The organism is Paraburkholderia sp. RL17-373-BIF-A, assembly GCF_046030175.1.
Lineage (GTDB): Bacteria > Pseudomonadota > Gammaproteobacteria > Burkholderiales > Burkholderiaceae > Paraburkholderia.
In genome coordinates, this window is record NZ_JARESO010000002.1 from 393068 (window position 1) to 419228 (window position 26161).

The 26161-nt window shown below is 63.1% G+C and carries 20 protein-coding genes; 9 read left to right on the forward strand and 11 right to left on the reverse strand.

What is annotated here, in order from left to right; genetic code table 11:
• Positions 1-32: 32 nt before the first annotated feature.
• A complete protein-coding gene (locus P0D80_RS03865; protein WP_408281357.1) occupies positions 33-1403 on the forward strand; it encodes an MFS transporter in 1371 nt (456 codons plus the stop codon).
• Positions 1404-1478: 75 nt separating this feature from the next.
• On the opposite strand, the gene P0D80_RS03870 is transcribed toward P0D80_RS03865, so the two are convergent.
• The 5 genes from P0D80_RS03870 to P0D80_RS03890 form a co-directional block, all read right to left on the reverse strand.
• Positions 1479-2174 (reverse strand): TetR/AcrR family transcriptional regulator, encoded by a 696-nt coding sequence (locus P0D80_RS03870; protein WP_310818013.1) that lies wholly within the window; start codon positions 2172-2174, stop codon positions 1479-1481.
• Between the two features lie 94 nt (positions 2175-2268).
• On the reverse strand, positions 2269-3549 hold the full coding sequence (locus P0D80_RS03875) for an NAD(P)/FAD-dependent oxidoreductase (RefSeq protein WP_408281361.1): 1281 nt from the start codon (positions 3547-3549) through the stop codon (positions 2269-2271).
• Positions 3550-3681: 132 nt separating this feature from the next.
• Positions 3682-4464: an anti-sigma factor gene (locus P0D80_RS03880; RefSeq protein WP_408174903.1), complete on the reverse strand. Its 783-nt coding sequence runs from the start codon at positions 4462-4464 to the stop codon at positions 3682-3684.
• A complete protein-coding gene (locus P0D80_RS03885; protein ID WP_408174901.1) occupies positions 4464-5033 on the reverse strand; it encodes an RNA polymerase sigma factor in 570 nt (189 codons plus the stop codon). Before P0D80_RS03885 ends, P0D80_RS03880 begins: the two co-directional genes overlap by 1 nt.
• Positions 5034-5384: 351 nt before the next feature.
• Positions 5385-6317, reverse strand: coding sequence for a dihydrodipicolinate synthase family protein (locus P0D80_RS03890; RefSeq protein ID WP_408281364.1), 933 nt, complete (start codon positions 6315-6317; stop codon positions 5385-5387).
• A 183-nt stretch (positions 6318-6500) separates the two neighbouring features.
• Here P0D80_RS03890 and P0D80_RS03895 point away from each other — a divergent pair, with 183 nt between their 5' ends.
• Together P0D80_RS03895 and P0D80_RS03900 are read left to right on the forward strand one after the other, a co-directional pair.
• A complete protein-coding gene (locus tag P0D80_RS03895; protein ID WP_132377668.1) occupies positions 6501-7484 on the forward strand; it encodes a LysR family transcriptional regulator in 984 nt (327 codons plus the stop codon).
• A gap of 194 nt (positions 7485-7678) precedes the next feature.
• Positions 7679-10759, forward strand: a complete 3081-nt coding sequence (locus P0D80_RS03900; RefSeq protein WP_408281367.1) for a transglycosylase domain-containing protein — start codon at positions 7679-7681, stop codon at positions 10757-10759.
• 45 nt (positions 10760-10804) lie between these two features.
• Here the strand turns inward: P0D80_RS03900 and P0D80_RS03905 are convergent, their stop codons facing one another.
• From P0D80_RS03905 to P0D80_RS03925, 5 genes are all read right to left on the reverse strand, one after another.
• Entirely contained in the window at positions 10805-12031 is a 1227-nt protein-coding gene (locus P0D80_RS03905; RefSeq protein ID WP_132377666.1) for an ROK family transcriptional regulator, read from the reverse strand.
• Positions 12032-12061: 30 nt separating this feature from the next.
• Positions 12062-12859, reverse strand: a complete 798-nt coding sequence (locus P0D80_RS03910) for an ATP-binding cassette domain-containing protein (protein WP_132377665.1) — start codon at positions 12857-12859, stop codon at positions 12062-12064.
• Between the two features lie 76 nt (positions 12860-12935).
• Positions 12936-13922 carry an ABC transporter permease gene (locus P0D80_RS03915; RefSeq protein ID WP_132377664.1) on the reverse strand — a complete coding sequence of 329 codons (987 nt, stop codon included), beginning with the start codon at positions 13920-13922 and terminating at the stop codon, positions 12936-12938.
• Between the two features lie 90 nt (positions 13923-14012).
• A complete protein-coding gene (locus P0D80_RS03920; RefSeq protein WP_408281371.1) occupies positions 14013-15017 on the reverse strand; it encodes a sugar ABC transporter substrate-binding protein in 1005 nt (334 codons plus the stop codon).
• Positions 15018-15465: 448 nt separating this feature from the next.
• Complete coding sequence (locus tag P0D80_RS03925; RefSeq protein ID WP_408281374.1) at positions 15466-16497, reverse strand: LacI family DNA-binding transcriptional regulator; 1032 nt, start codon at positions 16495-16497, stop codon at positions 15466-15468.
• A gap of 193 nt (positions 16498-16690) precedes the next feature.
• On the opposite strand from P0D80_RS03925, the gene P0D80_RS03930 reads away from it, so the two are divergent.
• The 5 genes from P0D80_RS03930 (at position 16691) to P0D80_RS03950 (ending at position 23077) form a co-directional block, all read left to right on the forward strand.
• On the forward strand, positions 16691-17845 hold the full coding sequence (locus P0D80_RS03930; protein WP_408174893.1) for an ABC transporter ATP-binding protein: 1155 nt from the start codon (positions 16691-16693) through the stop codon (positions 17843-17845).
• A gap of 11 nt (positions 17846-17856) precedes the next feature.
• Positions 17857-19842: a beta-galactosidase gene (locus P0D80_RS03935; RefSeq protein WP_408281377.1), complete on the forward strand. Its 1986-nt coding sequence runs from the start codon at positions 17857-17859 to the stop codon at positions 19840-19842.
• Positions 19843-19929: 87 nt separating this feature from the next.
• Positions 19930-21183 (forward strand): ABC transporter substrate-binding protein, encoded by a 1254-nt coding sequence (locus P0D80_RS03940; protein WP_408281380.1) that lies wholly within the window; start codon positions 19930-19932, stop codon positions 21181-21183.
• A gap of 54 nt (positions 21184-21237) precedes the next feature.
• Positions 21238-22215, forward strand: a complete 978-nt coding sequence (locus P0D80_RS03945) for a carbohydrate ABC transporter permease (protein ID WP_408281382.1) — start codon at positions 21238-21240, stop codon at positions 22213-22215.
• A 10-nt stretch (positions 22216-22225) separates the two neighbouring features.
• Positions 22226-23077: a carbohydrate ABC transporter permease gene (locus P0D80_RS03950; protein WP_132377659.1), complete on the forward strand. Its 852-nt coding sequence runs from the start codon at positions 22226-22228 to the stop codon at positions 23075-23077.
• Positions 23078-23224: 147 nt separating this feature from the next.
• On the opposite strand, the gene P0D80_RS03955 is transcribed toward P0D80_RS03950, so the two are convergent.
• A complete protein-coding gene (locus tag P0D80_RS03955; protein ID WP_408281385.1) occupies positions 23225-25063 on the reverse strand; it encodes a tannase/feruloyl esterase family alpha/beta hydrolase in 1839 nt (612 codons plus the stop codon).
• 584 nt (positions 25064-25647) lie between these two features.
• Here P0D80_RS03955 and P0D80_RS03960 point away from each other — a divergent pair.
• Entirely contained in the window at positions 25648-26148 is a 501-nt protein-coding gene (locus tag P0D80_RS03960; protein WP_408281388.1) for a lysozyme inhibitor LprI family protein, read from the forward strand.
• The last annotated feature ends 13 nt before the right edge of the window (positions 26149-26161 follow it).

Here is a 26161-nt window from a genome sequence, read left to right on the forward strand (position 1 = left end):
GGTAACAACCCGATCGAGGAGACGCACACCCCATGCAGCAACCGATTCAATCCAGTCCCATCGACACCGCCGGGCCGCAAGGCGTCACGGTGAGCACCGGGCGCCGCTCGAAAGCCCGCTTTCAGATTCTGGCGCTGCTCGCGGTCGGGACGATGATCAATTATCTCGACCGTACGGTGCTCGGCATCGCGGCGCCACAGTTGACCAAGGAGCTCGGCATCAACGCCGCGCTGATGGGGCTGCTGTTTTCCGTGTTTTCCTGGAGCTATGTGGCCGCGCAAATTCCGGGCGGCCTGTTTCTCGACCGTTTCGGCAGCAAGGTCACGTATTTCCTGTCGATGACCTTCTGGTCCCTGTGCACGCTAGCGCAGGGGCTGGTGCACGGCATCGGCGCGCTGTTCGCATTCCGCCTCGGCCTCGGCGTCTCGGAAGCGCCGTGCTTCCCGACCAATAGCCGGGTGGTGGCCACCTGGTTCCCGCAGAGCGAACGCGCGATGGCGACCGGCACGTACACGGTCGGCGAATATATCGGCCTCGCTTTTTTCAGCCCATTCCTGTTCATGCTGATGGGCGCGTTCGGCTGGCGTTCGCTGTTCTACGTGGTGGGCGGCGTGGGCCTCGTGTTCGGCGTGATCTGGTGGATGTTCTATCGTGAGCCGCGCGATCATCCGTCGGCGAATCAGGAGGAGCTCGACTATATCGAAGCGGGCGGCGGTCTCACGCATCGGAAGAAGGACGCTGAGGCGGCAGCCAGCAAGCTCGTATCGGCGAAGAGCGGCTTCGAATGGCGCACCATCGGACGCCTGCTCAAGCATCGTCAACTGACGGGCATTTGCCTCGGCCAGTTCGCCGGCAACTCGACGCTAGTGTTCTTCCTCACCTGGTTCCCGACGTATCTCGCCACCGAACGCCATATGGCCTGGCTGAAGATCGGCTTCTTCACGATCATGCCGTTCATTGCCGCGTCGATCGGCGTGATGTTCGGCGGCTTCTTCTCAGACTGGTTATTGCGCCGCGGCAAGTCGCCGAACGTGGCGCGCAAGCTGCCGATCATTGCCGGCCTGCTGCTCGCGTCGACCATCATTCTCGCCAACTATGTCGAGAGCAACGTGCTGGTGATCGCGATTCTGTCGGTGGCGTTTTTTGCGCAGGGCATGGCCGCGCTGGGCTGGACGCTGGTGTCCGACATCGCGCCGGACGGCCTGCTCGGCGTGACCGGCGGCATCTTCAACTTCGCGGCGAACCTGGCCGGCATCGTGACGCCGCTGGTGGTGGGTTTCATCGTCGCGGCAACCGGCTCGTTTGTCGGGGCGCTGGTGTTCATCGGCGCGATCGCACTGGTCGGCGCGCTGTCGTACATCTTCATCGTCGGCGATATCAAGCGGATCGTGCTGGTGGATTGAGCGGCCTCGCGCCAGACGAAAAAAACGGGACGTGGCGCAGGCCACGTCCCGTTTTTTACTTGAGGCTTACAGGCGTCAATCGTCCTTGCGCACGAACCGCAGCACGGCATCGACGATCATGGCGCGATGCCGCGCACGCAAACGCGGATGCGACGGGTCGCGCCCGAACGCCGTGCCGAAGGTATGGCGATTGCCGACGCGGTGAAAGCACAGCGAACTGATCAGCAGATGCAGATCGATCGGATCGATGTCGCTGCGGAACTGCCCGGCCGCGATGCCGCGCGCCAGCAGATCCTCGATCGTATGAATCACGGTGACGTTGCGGCCTTTGAACGTCTTGACCTGCTCGACGTACTTCGCGCCGTGAATATTTTCGATCGTCACGAGCCGCACGAAATCGCGCTGCCTATCGTGATAGTCAAACGTAAACTCGACGAGCGCGCGCATCCCCTCGATCGGATCGAGTTCGCTGACGTGCAGATCCTGTTCGAGCGCGCGAATGTCTCCATACACCTTTTCCAGCACCGCCTGGTACAACCCTTCCTTGCTGCCGAAGTAGTAGTACAGCATGCGCTTGGTGGTGTTCGTGCGCTCCGCGATCGCGTCGACGCGTGCGCCCGTCAGTCCCATCGCGGAGAACTCCTGGGTCGCGACCTCGAGGATGTTGCGCTTCGTCTGTTCGGGATCGTACTTGCGCCGGGCGTCGGTACGCGGACTGTCGGACGGGATGCCGTTGGTATCAGGCTCGGCGGCCTTGCTTCCCTTTTTCATTGTGTATTCGAGCGGCAGTGACGGCGCATTCTAGCATGGCGAAATTGGCCTCTGGAGCGGGTCTCGGGCATGAGCGGCAACGTATTGGTCGACGTCAAACGGCAGGCCGCCGGCGTGCGGCGAGCGCGTCGCGTGTCTGCATGGCGGTGTAGGTCAGCTGCGCGGCCGCAAGGCCGAGCGCGCCGTAAGCGGGTGTCAGGCCGAACGACGCAAATGCCTCGGGCACCGGACGCTCGCCGCCAATCGCCGCCGCCAGCAGTTCGCCGGACACGGTGGTCGGCGCCATGCCGTGTCCCCCGAAGCCGACCGCGTACCAGACGCCATCCGCGCTGCGGCCGATCTGCGGCATCTTGTGCCGCGCGTAGCTCATCAGGCCACCCCACGCGTACTCGATACCCACGTCGTGCAACTGCGGATAGACCTTCAGCAGATCGCGCCGCAACAGGCGCGCGATCACCTCGGGCGCACGGTCGCGCACCGAGATGCGGCCACCCCACAGAATGCGCGTGTCGGGCAGCGGCCGGTAGTAGTCGAAGGCGAAACGGGTATCGTAGACGGCGGCACGCGTATCGATTGCGTCTTGCAGACGTGAGCCGAGCGGTTCGGTCGCCATCACGTAGGTGGCGATCGGCAGCACCGCGCGTTCGACCAGCGGGTAGACGCGGCGCGCGTAGCCGCCGCCCGCCATCACGACGTGTTGCGCGTCGAGCGCGCCGTGCTGCGTGTGCACCACGAAGCCGGCGCCGTCGCGCTGCAGACGCACGACCGGCGAGTCTTCGTGGATCTGCACGCCGGCATGCGCCGCGGCGTTAGCCACGCCGAGGACGTACTTCAACGGATGAAAGTGGAACGCGTTGCGCTCGAACAGACCACCGTGATAACGGCGCGTTTTCAGTTGCGCAGTGAGTTGCTCCGCCGCCACCGGTTCCCACTCGACGCCGAACGAATCGCGCATCAGGCGCCGCTGCGACTCGAGCCGCGCCGGTTCGTCGAACCAGTTGGCGAGGATCACGCCGGCGTCGGTCGCGTCGCAGTCGATGTGATAGCGCGCGATGCGCTTTCTCATCAGATCGACGGCGTCGGTAGTCAGCGTATAGAGTTCGCGGGCGTGCACGGCGCCGAGGGTTTTGAGCAGGTCGGCGCAATCGAGGCTGTAGCCGCCGAACACGAACCCGCCATTGCGCCCGGATGCGCCGAAACCCACTTGCCGGGCTTCGAGCACGGTGACATCGGCGACGCCCCGCTCGGCGAGTCCCAACGCCGTGGACAAGCCCGCCAGGCCCCCGCCGATGACGCAGACATTGGCGTTTCGCCGGCCAGCCAACGGCGCATAGGCGGACGAACGGGTGACAGTGGCTTCGTAAAAGCTTTGCATAAGGGCTAGGTTAGCGGCAATCGCGCGCTCACGTCCAGCCGTCGCGCGATTGCCGAGTCGAAGGGCGGATGAAACAGAGACCGGCACTCGCCTCGAGCGAATGCCGACCTTCTCCGGCTGATCATGAAACGCCTACGACACCGGCAACAGCTTGCCGGTGAACACCACCGGGCCGCTCGGTGCGTTGTGATCCGGCGAGCCGCCCGGCGCTTCGATCGACACGGCCAACGCCGCATAATTCTCCGGCTTCTGCTGACCGGCCGTGACCTTGCCGTTCGCGCTGTCCGGCAGCATGCCGAGCGAGACCGGATGGCCGCTCGCCGGAATGCCCCACAGTTCCATCGCCCGGCCCGCGGGCAGCTCGACCTTGCCGAGCGGATGCACCGTCATGGTCGAATGGGCTTCGTCCCACGCGACCAGCATGACCGGATGCGCGTCCTTGTTGTTCAGCACGGCGACATGCGACACCGCCGTTTCGGATTGCTGAGCCACGGTCGGCGCGGTGACAGGCGCCGTGGTGGACGGCAACAGCGAGCGCACGGCGACCACCACGGCAACCGCGGCGAGGCCCGTGACGCCGAGTGCCCAGCCGCGCCAGAACGCCAGGTTCTCGAACACGCTGCGCGACGGCCGTGCGGGTGTTGCCACCACGGTGCGGGGACGTGCGGCCTCGCGCGTGGCCGCGAGGCCGAGACGCCGTTCGATGGCGTCCCATACGGCGGCCGGCGGCATGCGCGGCTCGGCGAGTTCGGCCAGCGGCGAGATGCGCCGCTGCCATTCGTCGACGGCACGGCGAATCGTCGTGTCGTGGTCCGCGTAGCGTTCGAAGCGGCGCCGTGCGCCGCCGCGCAGCGTGCCGAGCACATATTCGGCGGCCAGCAGGTCGACGAGCTGAGGATAGCGATGGAGATTCATCACTCGCCTCCCAGACAGGTCTTCAGCTTGGCGAGGCCGCGCCGGATCCATGACTTGATGGTGCCGAGCGGCACCGCCAGCACGTCGGCGATCTCGCTATGGCTTTGATCGCGTAGGTACGCGAGGGCCACCGCCTGGCGCTGCGCCGGTTCCAGCTGTTGCATGCAACCGGCGAGCAGACGCGCCTGCAGGCTGACCGCGGTCAGCGCTTCGGGATTCGGATCGCCGGTTGCCACGAGATCGTCCAACGCATCGCTCCATTCCGTTTCCTGGGTGTTGACCCGCCGCAGGTGATCGAGAGCACGGTTGCGGACGATCGCCGACATCCACGTCATCGGGGCGGACAGCGCGCGGCGATAGTCGCCGGCAAAGCGCCAGATATTGACGAAGCTGTCCTGCAAGACCTCTTCGGCCCACTCGTGCTTGTTCAATATACGGAGGGCGAGGCCGAACAGTTTCGGGGCGGCGAGATCGTAGAGTTCGCGCAATGCCGCGGCGTCTTCCTTGGCGACACGTTCGAGCAGCTCGGCAAGCGTGTCCGGCGTCAGTTCTCGAGGATGGGCGGTCATGGAAGGAAATAGGGTGAGCTTGCGCGCCTATGGTACTCAATTTCTCCACTGCCTTATATGCGGGTTTTTTTCTTCGACGTGCATCCGTTGATGAGATGTCAACGTATGTGGAGCAGAGTCCGGCGTTGGGTGTGCTTGCCGGATGGTCCGGGACACGGGGTGGTGTGCAGCGAGGGCGGGGCCGTTGCGCTGGTCTGCTGAAAGTGAAAGACTGGCAACGGAGCCACGCGATGCAAGGGCGGTTAACGCGTTGCGGGCGGTATGACGAAGTACGAGGGGCACGGCTCATTCCTGATGAGGTCCGGGACGGTTGTCGACCGATCGGCAACCGCCCTGGACCGGAATGGGCGTTTAACGGCCCCAGCGCAGCACCAGCGGATCGAGCCGCCGCGCAACCTTCAACAGACCTTCACGCGTGGCCGGGTGCATTTGCGGCAACGGATGGCGCACCGCGTCCGAACGGATCACACCGCCTTCCTTCATCAGCGCCTTGCACGATGCGAGACCGCCCTGGCGGTTTTCGTAATTGATCAGCGGCAGCCACTGCTGATAGTGCGCGGCGGCCGCCTCGGTGTCGCCGGACGCATAGGCGTCGATGATCAGACGGATGCCGTCGGCGTAGCCGCCGCCCGTCATCGAACCGGTTGCGCCCGCATCCAGATCGGCCATCAGCGTGATCGCCTCTTCGCCGTCCCACGGACCGACGATCGTATCGCCGCCCAATTCGATAAGCTCGCGCAGCTTGTTCGCCGCCTGCGGCACTTCGATCTTGAAGTACGACACGTTGTCGATCTCGCGCGCCATGCGGGCGAGAAACGGCGCGGACAACGGCGTGCCGCTGACCGGCGCATCCTGAATCATGATCGGAATGCCGATCGCGTCGGACACAGTGCGGTAGAACTCGTAGATGCCGCGTTCGCCGATGCGGATCGTCGCGCCGTGATATGGCGGCATGACCATGACCATTGCGGCGCCCGCGGCCTGCGCACTGCGGCTGCGCTCGGCGCACTGGTACGAACTGAAATGCGTGGTCGTGACGATCACCGGCACGCGGCCCGCGACGTGGTCGAGCACCACGTGCATCAGCGTATTGCGCTCGTCGTCGGATAGCGCGAACTGTTCGGAGAAGTTCGCCAGAATGCACAGCCCGTTCGAGCCCGCGTCGATCATGAAGTCGATGCAGCGTTTCTGGCCTTCGAGGTCGAGACGGCCGGCGTCGTCGAAGATGGTCGGCGCGACGGGGAACACGCCGCGCAATGCAGCAGGATGGGATGACTGGGTCATGATGATAGGTGTTTTCGTAGTTTGGAATGTCTCCGTGTCGACCCGAGTTGGCACTTTGGCGCTGACTCAGGTCCCATGCAACGCAGTCGACTATACGGCGCTGAACACGGCGGGTATATTGAATTGTTTCCATCTTGTGATCGCTTTTACGACTCACCCCCGCTTTAGCCCCGATACGCCGCCATGAAAGACACCCTCAACGTCCTGCTGTCGAAACTGCGCATGAAACAACTGCAATTGCTGATCGCGCTCGACGACCTGAAGTCGCTGCACAAAGCCGCTGGTGCGATGTCAATGACACAGTCGGCCGCCAGCAAGGCCTTGCAGGAACTGGAGTCGATGCTCGAAGCGCCGCTCTTCGAGCGCTCGAAGAGCGGCATGATCCCGAACCAGCTCGGCCACTGCGTGATCCGCTACGCGCGCCTCGTGGCGACGGATCTCACCGCGCTCTGCCAGGACGTCGCCGAGATACGTTCCGGGCGCGGCGGGCGTCTCGCGATCGGCGCGATCATGGGGGCGATTCCGGAGTGCGTCGTGCCGGCACTGAATCAACTGCATGCGGGCCAGCCGAATCTTTCCGTCGAAGTGGTGGAAGACACGAGCGCGCGAATGCTCCAGCAACTCGACGACGGCCGGCTCGATCTGGTGATCGGCCGCGCTGCGGTAGCGGCCGATCCGTCGAAATATCACTATCGTCCGCTAGGCGACGAGCCGCTCTCGGTGGTGGTGGGCTACGGCCATCCGCCCTTGCCAAAGAAAGAGGTGAAACTGCGCGATCTGGCCGGGCACCGCTGGGTGATGTATCCGTCGCATATGCCGCTGCACGCGCTGCTCGAGCGTGAGATGGATCTGGCCGGTCTGGAGATGCCGGATAACCCGGTTTCGACGGCCTCGACGTTCGTGACGGTCGCGCTCCTGCAAAGCAGTCACAACCTGGTTTCGTTATTACCGACGGCGATCGCCGCGCTGTTCGTCAGGCAAAAGATGCTGCGTCTCGTGCCGGTGAAGCTCAAGTCGCCCTCGCAAACTTTCGGCGTCGTGACGCGCAAGGGCGGGGTGCTGTCGCCACCGGCGGAACAGTTCATCGAATTGCTGCGCACGCAGCCGGCGGAGCAGGCGCAAGCCCGCTTGCCGGCGCATGCGGCTCGAAAGCAAAAAACCGCCTGAAGCGGCGGTTTTCATCACGCGAAAGACGTTGAATATCTCATGGCAATTGGCGCCGCGCCATGTCTTGCGAAGAGGTGTTGTAGCCGCGACACTCTCGGGTAAATCCGAACCGATCCTGGGTTCGCGTTCCGCGCTACACTGCCTTGAAGGTGCGCCGGGCCAGAAGAAACCGGCGTCCGCTCGGGGAGAGCACCATGAATCGGCCGCTGGTTCGATTACCGTTTCGCGCGACGGGCACGACGTCTGTGCGCAAGTGGTTCAAATGGGCGCTGGTGGCGGCATTCTTGCTTGCGCTGGCATTGGCGGTACGCTTTTGCCAGAACGAGATCGAAACCTCGCGATTGCAGGCGCACTATCTCTCCGAATTGACTCGCGACGTGGGCTTTTCCGTCGCCGACGGTGCCAGTCATTCCATCCGTTTTCCCCAAGCCGACAACGGCCCATACGATAGCCGACTGGGCTACGCGCTGCTGCCGTCGATCCAGCAGCGCTTGCTGCAACGCGGGTTTGAAATCACCGCCCAAGCGCGCGATTCCGACCGGATGCTGTCGCTGGCGGATAACGGCCTCTTTCTGCCGTACGAAGAAAAAGATCGGGCGGGCTTGCAACTCTTCGACGGCACCGGCGCGCCGCTCTTCGCCGCGCAGTTTCCCGGCCGCGTGTACGACGACTTCGACGCGATTCCGCCGCTGGTCGTGAATTCGCTGCTGTTTATCGAAGACCGCTATCTGCTCGATCCGAACCAGCCGAACCGCAATCCGGCAATCGACTGGGGGCGCTTCAGCCGTGCATTGGCCGACCAGGGCGTGCGCGTGTTCAATCACCATCAGTCGCAGCCCGGCGGCAGCACGCTTGCCACGCAGATCGAAAAATTCCGCCACTCCGCGGGCGGCCGCACGGCGACGCCGCCGGAGAAATTGCGGCAAATCGCATCGGCTTCGGTGCGCGCCTATCTGAACGGCCCGCAAACCATGCCGGCGCGCCGGCAGATCGTCGTCCGCTATCTCAACTCGGTGCCGCTGGCCGCGCAGCCGGGCATCGGCGAAATCAACGGGATCGGCGACGGTCTCGCCGCCTGGTATGGCCGCGATTTCAACGATGTCAACCGCATCCTGGCAGCGCCGTCGACCGAACAGAATCTGCCGGAGCAGGGCGTGGCGTTCCGGCAGGTGCTCTCGTTGATGATCGCGCAACGCGCGCCGTCGTATTTCCTGCATCACGGCTACAAGGAACTCGAACGGCTGACCGACAGTTATCTGCGGCTGCTGGCGAACGGCGGCATCGTTTCGATTCCGTTGCGCGATGCCGCGCTGTCCGCGGTGGTCGATCTGCACCGCGCGCCCGTCAAAACGGCCAGCACGGATTCCTTCGTGTCGCGCAAGGCGGTGACGTCCATGCGTTCGCATCTGCTGGCCGCGCTCGGCATTCCGAGTTTTTACGAACTCGACCGCCTCGATCTGCAGGCGAAGGGCACTCTCAACAACGCCGTTCAGCAGGCCGTGAGCGAGCGGCTTGCCGCCGCCGCCACGCGCGACGGCGCGAAAGCGGCGGGTCTGGTCGGCTTCGAAATGCTGCGCGCGTCGGACGATCCGTCGAGAATCGCCTATAGCTTCACGCTGTTCGAGCGGCGCGACGGCGCCAACCTCGTGCGGGTGCAAACCGACAGCGTCAACCAGCCGTTCGACATCAACTCCGGCGCACGCCTGAACCTCGGTTCGACGGCGAAACTGCGTACTGTGGTGACGTATTTGCAGATCGTCTCGGATCTGCACAAGCGTTATGCAGCGCTGAGCACAGCGGAGCTGAAAGCCGTCAAGTACGATCCGAACGACCAGCTCACGCGCTGGGCGCTCGACTATCTCGCGCACACTTCGGACCGTTCGCTGCAAGCCATGCTCGACGCGGCCGTGGAGCGCAAATACTCGGCTAGTCCCGGTGAAACGTTCTACACGGGCGGCGGCGCGCAAACCTTCAACAATTTCGAATCCGACGACAACGGCCGCATCCTGACCGTGCACCGCGCGTTCCAGCATTCGGTGAATCTGGTGTTCGTGCGGCTGATGCGCGACATCGTCCATTACGAAATGGTGCAGACCACCGGGCCGTCGGCGCAATGGCTGGGTGATCCAGAGATGCGCAAGATGTATCTGACGCGCTTCGCGGATCAGGAAAGCCGCGTGTACATGAACCGTTTCTACACGAAGTATCACGGCAAGACACCCGATCAGGCCTTGGCGCTGCTTCTGCTCGGCGTGCGCAAATCGCCGCCAAAGGTGGCGACGGTGTTGCGCAGCGTCGCGCCTGACGAGTCGAATGCGTGGTTCAACGCCAGGATGCGCGCCGCGCTGAAAAACACACCCGCCGCCTCCGTGCTGGACGACGAAGACCTCGCTAACCTGTATGCCAAATACGCAATCGACCGCTTCAATCTGAACGATCGCGGCTATATCTCGAGCGTGCATCCGCTGGAACTGTGGACGCTCAACTATCTGCGCGCGCATCCCGACGCCACGCTCGAACAGATCCAGAGCGCGAGCCGCGACGTGCGTCTGTCGACGTATTCGTGGCTCTTCAAGACGCGCTATCACGCGACGCAGGACCGCCGCATCAAACGGATGGTCGAACTGCGTGCCTACGATGCCATCGGCAAGTCATGGCAGGCGCTTGGTTATCCGTTCGCGACGCTCACGCCTTCGTATGCGGCGGCAATCGGCGCATCGGGCGACCGGCCGGCCGCGCTCGCGCAACTGATCGGCGTGATCGCCAACAACGGCAACAAGGTGCCGACCGAAAGCCTCACGCAACTCGACTTCGCGAAAGACACGCCTTACGAAACACATTTCCAGCGCGCGGCGGTGGCGCCGCAGCAGCAGTTGTCGCCGGAAATCGCTGGCGTCGTAAAAGTGCTGTTGCGCGATGTGGTGACGGGCGGTACGGCGCGGCGTCTGGCGCAAGGCATGACGTTCCCCGACGGCCAGACGCTCCAGGTGTACGGCAAGACCGGAACCGGCGATCAGCGTTTCAATGTGTTCGCCAAAGGCGCGCGGCTGATCGAGTCGCGCAAGGTGAACCGCAGCGCGACCTTCGTGTTCGCGATGGGCGACCGGTTCTACGGCACCTTGACCGCCTGGGTGCATGAACCGTATGCCGCACATTACGAGTTCACCAGCGCGCTGTCGGTGCAATTGCTGAAGTCGCTGGCGCCGGTTTTGCAGCCGTTGCTCGACAATCCGCCTGCGAAGACGGCTTCCATCACGAAGGTCGCCGAGCAATGAGCATGAAGTGAAGCGTGCCGGTGTCGATGGCCACATCGGCAGCGCCTAATAAGCCGTCTCCGCCGCCGGCTTCAGGAAGAGTTCATGCACCGGCGCGAAATGCGCATAGAGCGGCAGAATCGCGCCGCCCATCGCACGCGCATCGGCGCCGATCGCGCCTTCCAGCAGTTGCGGACGCACCATCCCTTCCCATTCGAAACGGTCGAGCACGCGCTCGGTGCGTCGAATGATCTCGCGCACCAGTTGCCGGTCGAGTTCGCCGTCGATCACGATCGCGTCGAGATCGAGCAGGGCCGCCGCATTGGTTAGCGCGTTGGCGATCGCGGGGCACGCGCTATCGAGCCATTGCTCGGTATGCCGCCACAATTCCGGCGACAACGCGCGATGATCGTGCGCGGCCGCAGCCGGCGCGCCGGCATCGGTCAATAGTTTTTCGAGCACGAAACCCGAGGCCGCGTGCAACAGTTGCCGCGCGGGTTTGCGCGCGCCGCCTTCGCGCAGCGGAATCGAGCCGACCGCGCCCGCGTTGTCGTGCGGGCCGCTATGCAAACGGCCGTCGATGACGAGACCGCCGCCGATAAACGTGCCGACGAACAGATAGAGAAAGTTGTGGATGCCGCGGCCCTGGCCCATGACGAGTTCGGCGGCGCAGGCGGCCGTGGTGTCTTTGGCGAACTCCACGGGCAGGCCCGTCATGGTGGCGATGCGCGAGCGCAGATCGATCTCGTGCCACGCTTCGAGCGCATCGGGCGGCGCGCCGAGAAAATCGCGCCAGCCGCCGAGCCACAAGGGCGCCGCGACGCCCACGCCGACCACCTGGCTGGCCTTCGCGCCGAGCGTCTGATTCACGCGCGCCAGCTTGCTTTCGAGCGCGGGAAACAATGTGCGCGGATCGGGGTAGGCGTAGTCGAAGACATCGCGGTGCACCACGTGGCCGGCGAAATCCATCGCGAGCACGTCGAGACTGCGACGTCCCACCTTGACGCCGATGGTGTACGCGCCTTGCGCGCGCAACGCGATCGGCACCGATGGCTGGCCGATCCTGCCGCGCACGCGAGCCTGCTTTTCGAGCAGGCCGTCCTCGATGAGACGCTCGACGATCATCGACACCGTCTGCATCGAAAGACGCGTGAGACGGCCCACGTCGGCTTTCGGCAGCGGCCCATGCAAGCGGATCGCCTGCAACACGATGCGCTCGTTGAACTGCCGCATGCCGACCTGATTCGAGCCGACCGTGCGTTTGAGGGGCGAGCGGGTGCCGGTGGTTTCCATGGTGAGAGCCCGCTCAGCAGGATGCACGCATCATGCAATCGCCTTGACGTCCGCTTCCTTTGCGCCCGTCATGATCGCCACGGCTTCCGACATATGTATGTCTTTCCTGTTCACCAGCGCCGCGCGCCGGCCGAGCCGCTGGATATGGATGCGGTCCGCGATCTCGAACACGTGCGGCATGTTGTGGCTGATCAGGATCACCGGCAAGCCGCGATCGCGCACGCGCCGGATCAACTCCAGCACCATGTTGCCTTCCTTCACACCGAGCGCGGCGGTCGGTTCGTCGAGAATCACCACGTGCCGCGCGAACGCCGCGCTGCGCGCCACGGCCACGCCCTGGCGCTGGCCGCCCGAGAGCGTTTCGACGGCCTGGCGCATCGAGCGGATGCCGATCTGCAGGTCTTTCATATGCGCGGTCGCTTCGTCCAGCATGCGGCGCTTGTCGATCATCTTGAAGATCGAGCCGCGCCAGCCGGGTTTCAGCAGTTCGCGGGCGAGGAACAGGTTTTCGGCGATGCTCATGGCCGGCGCCACCGCGAGTTCCTGATACACCGTCTCGATGCCTTGCGCGCGGGCATCCAGCGGGCTGCGGAATTTGACGGGCTTGCCGTCGAGCAGAATCTCGCCTTCGTCCGGCACCGTGGCGCCGGAAAGGGCCTTGATCAACGACGATTTTCCCGCGCCGTTATCGCCGATCACGGCCATGATTTCGCCGGGCATCACTTCGAAATCGCAACCGTCGAGCGCGGTCACGTTGCCATAGCGTTTGATGAGTCCGCGCGCCTGCAGAACAGGCATCGCGGCGGAAGCGGAAATTGGTGTCGACATGACGGGCTCCTCTGTTGGCCGGAGTTGGCGCTTCAGCGCTTACTCCGGCCCCAATGCACGAAGTGCGATTGCGTTTTTAACCGCGACGATGGGAAAGTTTGTCCGCGGCCACCGCGAGAATCACCAGCATGCCGGTGATCAACACCTGGTAGACCGAAGAGACGCCGATCAGAGTCAAACCATTGCGGAACACGCCGACGATCAACGCGCCGAGCAACGTGCCGACAATCGAGCCGCGTCCGCCGAACAGACTCGTGCCGCCGAGCACGACCGCGGTGATACTGTCGAGATTTTCGGTTTGCCCCGCCTGCGGGTCGCCCACGCCGGTCCGTGACACGGACAACAGCGCAGCGATGCCGTAGATCGCGCCGGCCAGCGAATACACGGTCAGCAGGATCTTCTGCGACGACAAGCCCATCAGGCGCGCGGCCTCGGGATTGTTGCCGAGCGCGTACAGATGCCGGCCCGGCACGGTGTCGCGCAACACGAACCATGTGGCGAGATACATCAGCAAGGTGAGCACGGTGCCGTACGTGACATCCGCGGGGCCGAGCTTGAACGTGTTGCCGAAGAACATGATTGCGTCCGGCAGGTTCGACACGCTCTCGGCGTTCGAATAGATCTGCGTAAGCGCGAACGCGATATTCAACGTACCCAACGTGACGATGAAGGCCGGCAGTTTGATACGCGTGATCAGCACGCCGTTGAGCGCGCCGAACAGCGTGCTCGCGCCAACCCCGCAGAGAATCGCGAGCGCCGGTGGAACGCCGAGCGTGACCGCGAATTTGGTCATGATGATCGAGCCGAACGCCATCACCATGCCGCACGACAGATCGATGCCGCCGGTCAGCACGATCAGCGTCTGGCCGATGGCGATGACCGCGACCACCATGGTTTGCTGCAGGATAAGCGAGAGGTTCTGGAACGACAGGAAGCGGTCGCTCTGCGAAATGAAGAAGCCGCAAGCCAGTACCAGTGCGATGAGTGGCCCGACTTCGGCAAGCGATGGCATGCGCTCGGCGAACGAACGCGAGTGGCCGGCGGGCGCGGAAGGAGTCGACATGATGGATGACCTCGATACATGAGCGTGGCGGGCTGGCCACGCGGCAAATCCGATGGCGGCCCGGCGAAGCGGGCCGCTGTTCAGTGCGCGTTACTTGTTGCCCCAGCAGTTGTCGAGGCCGAACTTGGTGTCCTTGCTGTCGATGCCGGACATCGCCTTGTCGGTGATCAGCGTCACGCCGGTGTCCTGATAGCCGGAGACCTTCTTGCCGGTCTTCGCATACTCGACACCGGCTGTCACGCCGAGCGAGGCCATCTTCAGCGGATATTGCTGCGAGGTCGCGGCGATGGCGCCGGCCTTGACGTTGCGCACGCCTTCACAGCCGCCGTCGATCGAGACGATCATCACGCTCTTATCCTTGCCCGCCGCCTTGAGCGCGCGGTAAGCGCCCGCCGCCGCCGGTTCGTTGATCGTGTAGACCACGTTGATGTCGGGCGATTTCTGCAGGCAGTTTTCCATCGCCGTCTGGCCCTTGGCCTGATCGCCGCGCGTGTCCTGGCTACAGACCACCGAGGGATCGCCTTCCTTCACGCCGAAGCCTTCCAGAAAGCCGTTATGACGCAGCACGCCCACCGAGACGCCGGGCGCGAGATCGAGCGTGGCGATCTTCGCGGGCTTGCCGTTCAGCGCGGCTTTCGCGTATTGGCCGATCAGCACGCCGGCCTTGAAGTTGTCGGTGGCGAAGAGGGCGTCGGTGGCGTCTTGGGGATCGGTCGGCGTGTCGAGCGCGACCACCATTACGCCGGCGGCGCGCGCTTTCTTGATGCTCGGCACGATCGCCTTGGTGTCGCTCGGCGTGATCAGGATTGCTTTCGCGCCGGCCGTCATCATGTTTTCGATGGCGGTGACCTGGCTCGCGTTATCGCCGTCGAACTTGCCGGCGGCGGTGATCAGCTTCGCGCCGTCTTTCGAGGCGGCCGCTTCGGCGCCCTGTTTCATCTTCACGAAGAACGGGTTGGTGTCGGTCTTGGTGATGAGGCCGACGACAGGCTGGTCAGCCGCCTGGCTCGCGCTCGCACACCATACCGCCGATGCCGCGACGCACATCGACACGATTTTCCTGGTGACAGGAAGCCTGCGGGAATTCAGATTCATGGGACGCTCCTCCGGTTTTTGGCAACGACGTTGTGGACTGCTGGCGGCTGCCTGCGCGAACGCTGCGCGCTGACAACCTGGTTTATGGCCTGATGCAGGATGAAGGTGGTTCGAAACGACCTGGACTCGGGTTGATTCGCGCCGCCTAAATCACTTTGGTTGATTTAGTACAGCAGGCGCGTCGACGCTCGTCAAGGAAATGATCGGAATGGAAGATGACGTGCAGAAACTCGTCGGAAGGCCGCGCGCCTTATGTGGTGGGGCTTGGATGAAGTTGTGCGGTGCGAGATCGAGCGTTCGGAGTTGGGGAAAGTCCTGGCTCGATTGAAAGGTAATTGAAGGCTGATTGAGGTTTTATCGGCGTCTGAGGCGCGAGTGCTTGCCCGCAAGACAGCGTGCGCGAATGAAGGATTCGCCGCGTAACGTGCGCGACGCTGCTATGGCCGCATCACCGCGGACGCGGCACGCCGGTGGATGCGCGTACGACCAGTTCGGGCGGCGAGGCGACCCGCATCGGCACGCTTGCCACGCCGCGACCCGCCTGACCATACGATGTCTCGATCAACTCGCGCAACAGGGATACCGCGAGCCCGGCGACTTCGACCGTCGGGACGGCGACCGTCGTCAACGCGGGGCGCGATTCGCGCGCGAGCTGGATGTCGGTGATGCCGATCACAGACAGGTCCGCCGGCACGTTCAGGCCGAGGTCAGCGGCGGCGTGCATCGCGCCGAGCGCGGGCAGGTCGTTGGTCGCGAAGATCGCGGTGAGCTTCGGATTGGTTTCGAGCAGTGCGCGTGCCGCTTCGTAGCCGCCCTGAATCGTATCGGCGCCATGTTTCACGCGGCCTTTCGGCGCGCCCCCGGCGCGTAGCGCGTCGACGAAACCTTCGTAACGTGCCGCATGAATTCCCGAGGCTTTACTGCCGACAATCGCGCCAATCCGTCGATGGCCGAGCTCCAGCAAATGCGCGCCGGCCAGTTCGCCGGCGCGCCGGAAATCGACAGCGACGCACGGCAGACCCGGCGGCTCGTTAGGCCGTTCCCACATGCACAGCACCACCGGTGTGCCGCGCGATTCAGTCGTATGAAGGTCGGCGAAATCGAGGTTTGCATTCGTCACGAGCACGCCTTCGGAAAGTGTGCCGGCGATCTGGTCGAGATACGCGCGGCCGGTCAGCGGATCTTCGTTCGTATTGCAGATGATCACGAAGTGGCCACTCGTGCGCGCCGCGCGTTCGACGGCGAGCGCGAACTCCGGATAGAACGGATTGGCGATGCTCGACACCATCAGCGCGAGCGTCGGCGCGCGACCTTCGGCGAGGGCGCGAGCGGCCAGATGCGGCCGGTAGCCGAGTGCTTCGACGGCCTCGAGCACGCGCTGTCGCGTGTTCGCGCCGACCCGGCCGCGATTGCGCAGCACGTTGGACACCGTGGCCGGGGTGACGCCGGCATGACGCGCGACTTCGCTGAGTGTGGGCATGATGTTTTCAGTATTTGGGATGCCTGCCCGACATTTGCATCACGAGCGAAGGCGCGGCACCATCTGTCGCACAGACAAAACGATCTCGGAGACAGGCAAGGCCCCAACGATCCCAAGCGATCGATTTTTTCGGCCCTGCTGATTAAGCGCTTAATCTCCGACTTCGAGCCGATTAAATCACGGAGTCGATGCGATGGCGAGCATTTCGTTAAGAGGCGTGCAGAAGGCGTATGGCGACGGCGCGCTAGTGATCCGCGACGTGGATCTCGAGATCGGCGAAAACGAGTTCTGCGTGTTTCTCGGTCCGTCCGGCTGTGGCAAGTCGACCTTGCTGCGCATGATCGCCGGCCTGGAAGACCTCAGCGACGGCGACCTCTCGATCGGCGGCCAACTCATGAACGACGTGCCGGCCGCGCAACGCGGCGTGGCGATGGTGTTCCAGAGCTACGCGCTGTTTCCGCATATGAGCGTGTTCGAGAACATGGCGTTCGGCCTGAAGCTCGCTAAAACCCCGAAGGATGAAATCGACCGCAAGGTGCGTGAAGCCGCGCGCATTCTGCAACTCGAAGCGTTGCTCGATCGCAAGCCCAAGGCGTTGTCGGGCGGTCAGCGGCAGCGGGTGGCGATTGGCCGTGCCATCGTGCGCGAGCCCGGCGTGTTTCTATTCGACGAGCCGCTTTCCAACCTCGATGCCACGCTGCGTGGCCAGACGCGTATCGAAATCGCGCGGCTGCACAAGCAGTTCGCGAAGGCCAGCGTGGTCTACGTGACGCACGACCAGATCGAAGCGATGACGCTCGCCGACAAGATCGTGCTGCTGCATGCCGGTAAGGACACTGAGCGCTACGGCAGCATCGCGCAGATCGGCGCGCCGCTCGAGTTGTACCACCGTCCGAAGAGCCGTTTCGTCGCGGGTTTCATCGGCTCGCCGCGGATGAATTTTCTGCCGGGAAGAGTGGCCTTGGTCGATGCGCAAGGCGTAACCGTCACGCTCGATCACACGGAAGAAACCGTGCGCGTGCCGGTGAACGGCGCGGGGCTGCAAACCTCGCAAGCGGTCACGCTCGGCGTGCGTCCTGAACACCTGGAGTTTGTCGACGCATCGTCCGTCGCGCCTGACGACGCCGTGCTGACGCGCACCGTGTCGCTCGTCGAGCAACTCGGCGAACACAGTTATGTCCACCTCGATCAGCCTGGCGGCGCCGCGCTGATCGCCAAAGCGCCGGGCAATACACGCCTTGCGCCCGGCGAGCGCGCGAGCTTGCGCGTGCCCCGTCCCGCCTGTCATTTGTTTACCGAAGACGGCTTTGCCGCCGCTTCGCTCGAATCCGTCGAACACTACGCATAGAGGACATTCGGATGCGCCTTGGAGTCTGTTATTACCCGGAACACTGGCCGGAGTCGATGTGGGAAGACGACGCTCGCCGGATGAAAGCCCTCGGCATCGAACAGGTGCGAATCGCCGAATTTGCCTGGAGCCGGATCGAGCCGACGCCGGGCGAATTCGATTGGGGCTGGCTCGACCGCTCGATCGATGTGCTGGGCGCAGCCGGCCTGCAAGTGGTGATGTGCACGCCGACAGCGACGCCGCCCAAGTGGTTGATCGACCGCCATCCCGACATTCTGCCGGTCGGTGCGGACGGCCGTCCTCGTGCGTTCGGTTCGCGTCGTCATTACGACTTTTCTTCGCCGTCGTATTTCGCCGCGTCGCAGCGGATTTGCACGGCGGTGGCCGAGCGCTACGGCAAGCATCCGGCTGTCGCTTACTGGCAAACCGACAATGAGTTCGGCTGCCATCACACGGTGGTCAGTTATTCGCCGGCGGCGGTGGGGCGCTTTCGCGAGTGGCTCAAAGCGCGCTATCACACCATCGACGCATTGAACCGCGCATGGGGCACGGTGTTCTGGAGCATGGAGTACCGCAGCTTCGACGAGATCGACGCGCCGGTGGCGACCGTGACGGAAGCGCATCCTTCGCATCGCCTCGATTACCGGCGGTTCGCGTCCGACGAGGTGGCGCGCTATAACCGCATGCAGGTCGAGATCATCCGCGCGCATTCGCCGGGACGGCCGGTCGCGCACAACTTCATGCAACTCTTCACCGAGTTCGATCACTACAAGGTCGCCGCCGATCTCGACGTGGCGACGTGGGACAGCTATCCGCTCGGCGCGCTCGAAGAACAATGGTTCGCGCCGGAGGTAAAGGCGCGTTGGCTGCGCAGCGGGCATCCCGACTTCGCGTCGTTCAATCACGATGTCTATCGTGGCATGTCGAAGCTGCCGTTCTGGGTGATGGAGCAGCAGCCGGGTCCGGTGAACTGGGCGCAGTGGAATCCGGCGCCGCTGCCGGGCATGGTACGGCTGTGGAGTTGGGAAGCGTTCGCGCACGGCGCGGGCTGTGTGTCGTACTTCCGCTGGCGTCAGGCGCCGTTCGCGCAGGAACAGATGCATGCGGGACTGAACAGGCCCGATAACCGGCTCGACGTGGGTGGCAACGAGGCGGCGCAAGTTGTCGGCGAGATTCGCACAGTGCTCGCCGCGAATGCCGACGCCAATGCCGCGATTCGTTCGAAAGTCGCGCTCGTCTACGACTACGAGGCGAAGTGGCTGTTCGAGATTCATCCGCAGGGAGCGGACTTTCACTATCCGCGCTTTGCCTTCGAGTATTACTCGGCGCTGCGCGCGCTCGGCCTCGACGTGGATATCGTGCCGGTCGACGCGCCGCTGGATGGTTACTGTCTGATCGTCGTGCCGCCGCTGCCGGTCCTGCCGGCTGATTTTGCAGCGCGTCTGGCGAGTTCGGGCGCGCAGGTCGTACTCGGGCCGCGCACGGGTTCGAAGACTCAGGATTTGCAGATTCCCGCGAACCTGCCACCTGGCGCGCTGGGGTCGGTGCTGCCGTTGCGCGTATGGCGTGTCGAATCGATGCGGCCGAATGTGACCGAAGCAGTGCGGCTATTGGACAATCCGGCCTCGAGTGAAGCGGACGGTTTCGCGCGTCACTGGCGTGATTTTGTTGAGAGCGACGCGGCTGATTCGCTCGACGTGCGCGCCCGATTCGCGGACGGCCATCCCGCGTATGTTCGAAGCGGCGCGTTCCACTACCTCGCGAGTCTGTTCGATGATGCGCTTACCCTGCGCTTGTTCGAGCGGATCGCGCAGGAAGCGGGTGTGGCAACGATGCCGCTCGGCGACAGCGTGCGAGTGAGCCGCCGCGGCGCGCTGACCTACGTGTTCAACTACGGCGACGCGACGCACACGCTCGCCGATGTAGCCGACGATGCCTTCGTGATCGGTTCGCATGCAATCGAACCGCAAGGCGTGGCCGTCTATCGAACCCGATAGTGGTCTGATGCACCGACGCAGTGTCCAACGAAATTCCATGCAGTAACGACAACGACGCAAAATCAAGGAATAAAGGAGACAGGCAACATGAAACTGAAACCACGCAAAATTCTGTTGGCACTCGCGCTGGCTGCCGCGGCTGTGGGGACGTCGGCCGTCAGCACGGCCCAGGCGGGTACGCTCACGGCCAATATCGCGTTCAAAGGCGCGAGCCAGCGCGCGGTGTGGCAATCGGTCGTCGACGACTTCAAGAAGGCGCATCCCGGCATCGACGTGAAGGTGTCGTTCGTCGACGAAGAAGCGTACAAGGTGCAACTGCCCGGCTGGCTGACAACAGTCGCGCCCGACATCGTCAACTGGCATGACGGCGAACGCATGGCCTATTACGCGCAACGCGGCCTGTTCGAAGACCTGAGCGGCGACTGGGCGAAGAACGGCTGGAACGAGATGTATGCGTCGACCAAGGAAGCGTCGTCGTATAAGGGCAAGCAGTACGCCGCCCCGACCGTGTACTACTCGTGGGGCATGTTCTATCGCAAGGATCTGTTTCAGAAGGCGGGCATTAGCGGCGAGCCGAAAACGTGGGATCTGTTTCTCGAAGACTGCAAGAAGCTGAAGGCAGCCGGCATCACGCCGATCGCCGTGGCGGGCCGCGACGCATGGACGCTTGCGGGCTGGTTCGATTATCTCGACCTGCGCTTGAACGGCAATGCGTTCCATCAGAAGCTGATGGCGGGCGAGATCGCGTACACCGATCCACGCGTGAAGAAGGTTTACACGACGTGGAAGCAATTGATCGACGCGGGCTATTTCATCGACAACTCGCTCTCCTACGACCTCGATTCGGTGCAGCCGTTCCTGTTCCAGGGCAAGGCCGCGATGATGCTGATGGGCACGTTCATCACCGCTGGTTTCCCGCCGAACGTGAAGCCGGAAATGGGCTACTTCCAGTTCCCGATCATCGACGCGAAGGTGCCGACGGCCGAAGACGGTCCGGTGGAGTCGCTGCATATTCCGTCGAAGGCGAAGAACAAGGCGGATGCGCACACATTCCTGGCGTTCGTCGAGACGCCCGAAATCGGCGCAAAGCTGGCAACCGGGCTCGGCTCGTTGTCGGCGAACAGCAAGTCGCCGGAACCGGAAGATCCGATCTCCAAGATCGGCTTCCAGATTCTTGCGAACACCAAGGGCGGCATCGCGCAGTTCTATGATCGCGACATGACCAAGGAAATGGCCGACGAAGGCATGAAGGGGATGCAGCAGTTCATCTCCGATCCCACGAAGCTCGACGACGTGCTCGCGCAACTCGAGCAGACGCGCAAGCGGATCTACAAGAAGTGAGCGGCGGTGGCCGTGAGGCCGCCTTCCGTTGCATCTGATCTGGAGAGAACGATCGTGTCGCATTCCGTCACCCGCCACACTGTCGGCGGTCCCGCTGAACCCGGCGGTCCGGGTTTGCCCACGCCGGGCGGCGCCTTGCGTGGCGGCAAGCCGGCCACCGCACGGCGCCGCCGTCCGTCGCCCACCGCGCGCCGGCAGCGGCGCGCCGCTTTTCTGTTTCTGGCGCCGGCCTGCGTGATGGTGGCCATCTACGTGGTGTGGCCGATCCTGTCGACCATCCGCTTGAGCTTTTTCAACTGGGATGGGATGAGCGACCCGTCGTTCGTCGGCCTCGCGAACTACGTGGAGTTGTTCCATGCGCAGACGTTCTACACGGCGCTCAAGAACAACGTCATCTGGCTGCTGCTGTTCCTGCTCGCTCCGCCGATGGGCCTCGCCGTCGCGTTGTATCTGAATCAGGCGGTGGCCGGCATCCGTATCGTCAAATCGCTTTTCTTCGCGCCGTTCGTGTTGTCGGGCGTAGTAGTCGGTTTGATCTTCTCGTGGTTCTACGACCCGACCTTCGGCCTGCTCGCAATGATTCTCGGCCACGGCGTGCCGGTGCTCGGCGACCCGCGCTATGCGACGTTCGGCATCGTGTTCGCGGCGCTGTGGCCGCAAACCGCCTACTGCATGATTCTTTATCTGACCGGCCTGACGTCGCTGAACGCCGAACAGATCGAGGCCGCACGCATGGAAGGCGCGCGCGGCTGGTCGATGCTGTGGCACGTGATCCTGCCGCAACTGCGGCCGACCACCTTCATGGCGATCGTGGTGACTATCATCGGCGCGCTGCGCAGCTTCGATCTGATCTCGGTGATGACGAGCGGCGGTCCGTTCGAAAGCTCGACCGTGCTCGCGTATTACATGTACGACCAGGCGATCAAGTACTACCGCATCGGCTATTCGGCGGCGGTGGCGGTCGTGCTGTTTGCCATCATGCTGGTGTACATCGTTTATCACTTGCGGCGGATGCTGCGCGCCGAGCAATAAGGAGCCGACCATGTTTCCGATTCCCATCGACAAATGGAAGCCGGCCACTCGCCGCATGTACAAACTGACGTTGCCGGTCGCGCTGCTGATCTGGCTGCTGCCGATGATCGCGGTGCTCGTCACGTCCGTGCGTTCGACAGAAGAGTTGAGCGAGGGCAACTATTGGGGCTGGCCGAAGCACTTCGCGATGTTCGAAAACTATCGCGAGGCGCTGACCACGTCGCCGATGCTGCATTACTTCTGGAACAGTGTGTTGATCACGGTGCCTGCCGTGGTGGGCTCGATTGCATTGGCGGCGATGGCCGGTTTCGCGTTGGCGATCTACCGGTTCCGTGGCAATTCGACTTTGTTCGCGACGTTCGTGGCGGGCAATTTCGTGCCGGTGCAGGTGCTGATGATTCCGGTGCGGGATTTGTCGTTGCAACTTGGTCTCTTCAATACCGTCAGTGCGCTGATTCTGTTTCACGTGTCGTTTCAGACGGGATTTTGCGCGCTGTTTCTGCGTAACTTCATCAAACAGTTGCCGTTCGAACTGGTCGAGGCGGCACGCATCGAAGGCGCGAATGAGTGGACAGTGTTCTTCAAGATCGTGCTGCCGTTGATCCGGCCGGCACTCGCGGCATTGGCGATTCTCGTGTTCACGTTTGTCTGGAACGACTACTTCTGGGCGCTGTGTCTGACTCAAGGCGACGACGCCGCGCCGATTACCGTGGGCGTGGCCGCATTGAAAGGGCAGTGGACCACGGCGTGGAATCTTGTTTCGGCGGGATCGATTCTCGCGGCATTGCCGTCAGTGGCGATGTTCTTTGCGATGCAGAAACATTTTGTGGCCGGGTTGACGTTTGGGGCGACGAAGGGTTGAAGGGGTTGTGTGTCGTGTCGAGAAGGGTTGCCCGCGAAAGCGGGCTTTTTTTGTAGCTGAAACTCCTGCTAACCGCATTGCCTCGCAAGAGGTGCGGATAGCAGGAGCGTAGTCTTTTCAGTTCAGTTCACTAAAGCCTGAATGGCCTCAGTTGTTGTTCCAGTGAGTCGGAACCTTACGATAGCTGCTCCAGTTATTGCCGCCTTTGCAGATCAGATCCGAACCGTGGGTCTGACACCAGGCTTCATAACCCGGTGAGTAGAGCCACTCGCCGATCCAGTGCAGATCGACGTGCGGATCCGATGACGGCGTGGAGGCCACGAAGTTGGCAGCGTCGTCCGTGCTGCCCGAGCCCGTGTAGTGAGCTACGGCCGGATACGGGAACACCGGACGCGTCCGCGTCGTTTGACCGTTCGCGTCCACGATCGAGGCGACGATCTTGCCCGGCTTGGTGCCGGTCTCCGCCCACGCCATCACCGACGTCACGATGTCGAACGTGTTCGGGCCGTTGCCGCCACCGCAGTGCGCGACGCCGGGGAACAGATAGAGCCTCGTGAATTGATCGACCTTGTCGCTACCCATGTAGTACTTCATCTGCTCGTAGTACTCGATCGTGCCGCGCGGCGTGATGTGCTGATCTTCGAGGCCGTGCCACAGGATCAGCTTGCCGCCGCGGCGGGCGAACGGGCTCAGGTCCGGATCGGTTGCCGCGAGATAGCTCGACACCGGCGCGGTCTTCAGGAAGCCTTCGATCGTGAACTTGAGGTTGCTCAAGGTGGCGGAAGGATTCGAACCGTTGAAATAGTCGAGGTACTGCAGGAACGGCAGAACGAAGTTGATGCTCCCGCTCGGCCCGGCGTCGGTGGCCGGCACGAACAGACTCCAGTTCAACTCTCCGCCCCATTCACGCGAGACCGGTTGTTCGAGGTGGACGCCGTTCGCATCGGTGGCACCGTCATGAATCTCGCGTACGACATTCACTTCGGCTTGCGACAGACAGGTGGATGCCGCCTGGCCTTTTGCGCACAGCATGGACTGCGGATTGAAGTGGCACACTTGCGGATTGTCGATCACACCGTCAGTGACACCGTCGATGCTATCGCACGCTTGCAGCACGGCAGCGTGAATCAGCGGCAGCTTGCTGGCGAGCAGAACGTACTTGCCGGTCTTCGGATCGAGATTGATTACCGCGGGCCACGCGTGATGGAATGTGTTCTGAACGATGAGGTCGTTTGCTGGCGCGCCCGCCGCGATGCCGTCGAAGTCATCCGGGAAACGCTGTGCTTCCATCAACGCTTCACGTCCGCCATCGGAACAACCATCGAAGTACGAATACTTCGCTGGCCGCGCGTAGAACTTGTTGATGATCGCCTTGGAGACCTGTGCGGTGGCATGCTCCGCGCGATACGCGAAGTCGATCTTGGTTTGCGGATTGAGTGCCCACGAGCCGTCGTTACCACCTTCGTGGCCCATGTCGGTCGCGGCCATCGCGATCTGTCCGTTGGTCACCGGTACGCAGGTCGAGGCCATCGGCGCATTGACGGACAGGTTGCCGCACAGGCCGCCGCAACCGGCCTGCAAGTAGCGCTGCGTCCAGCCTTGCGTAGGCAATTGCAACTCGAATAGCGAGGCGCCCGGTCCGATCGTCCCCTTCACATCGCACACGGCTGCCGGTAGTGTGTTCTGCCCCACGACGGTGCCTGCAGGGAGCACCGTCGCGGACGTAATGGTGACCGTGCCATCGGTGACGCCGCTGAGGTCCATGCTCATCACGGCGGCGCAGTTCATGGCCGGCATGACGGCGGGGAGGTTGGCTAAACCAGTGGTGGCAGCGCTTGCGTTGATCGGCATGCCGAGCATCGCAATCAGCGCGGCGCCCATTAGCGCGGCAAATGATCTGCCGCCGACGGTCTGTTGAAGAAGCCAGGTCCGTACTGCTAGCGGCCAGCCTCGTGTTGCACATCCTGTTTTGAAAAGACCAGGCATCTTTGTCTCCTGTCGTTGTCGTCGATTGACGCGGGGCGGACATTGTCCGCGACCGTCGGAATGGGGACCGCTTGAATCACACCGCAATCGACCTCGGTGCGCGGGTTCAATATAGGCGGGCGTGATAGGGGAAAGAAGGCGTGGCGCGGCTGCCAGAAAGACGATCGAAATAAGCTATCCGAATCTTTCTGGTTGTTGCCGCTAATTGCGGGCGCGATCTGGAGCGCTTCATTAATTAGAAAGCGCCGCAAAAACAATGGGGTAGGGCAGGGTGTCGGGTGGTTCGACGAGGTGGCGCGTCGAGCGACTCCGTTGCGTGTGTCATTCCACCCGATAAGAAAAATAGATTGGATTGCATAACTTTCGCAATCGTTGCCTGATCGATACCGTCATCGATGCCGCCGGTGCTGCGTGGAAATATCGTGTAAGCACTTTTGAATCACGGCATGTTCTCCCGTCATCGGGCCACTTCATGAGCGCTATCCTGCTGTCACCGCTATCGCAGTCCTTGATTGCATGGCAGCAGGCCGCGACACAGTCTCGCCGCGCCTGAGCCTGGTTATTTCCCTGAACAGAGGCCCGGTATGTCCACCTTGAACACCGTTTTCTCCCGCACCCTTCAACGCCTCACGACGCCGTGCGCATTGCTGTCGATCGGCTTACTGGTCGCAGGCGCCACGCTTGCTATGGATGCGTCCGCGGCAAGCTTCAAGTGCACGAGCAAGTCGTCCGCGTCGGAAAAGATCGTCTGTAAGGATCCGGCACTGTCGGCACTCGACGACCGTCTCGCCGCGGCGTGGCAGCGCGCGAAAGACACCACGCTCGACACGGCCGCGCTTGAAGCCGCGCGCACGCATCAATGGCTGTGGCGCCAGCACAACTGTACCGATCAGGCTTGCGTGAAGAGGTGGTACGACCGCCGTATCGCTGAACTGGACGCCGACTACGAGCAAGCGAAGCAGGCGCGCCGCGAAGCGTTCGACGCGTCGCTGGCCGGGCAGAACCTTGCGCCTTCGGCGGCCGATGCGGTTCGGAAGATGAAGGGCGAGTCCGTTGCGAACGAGACGACTGCTAGTGCACAGTAGTTGCCGGCGGTGA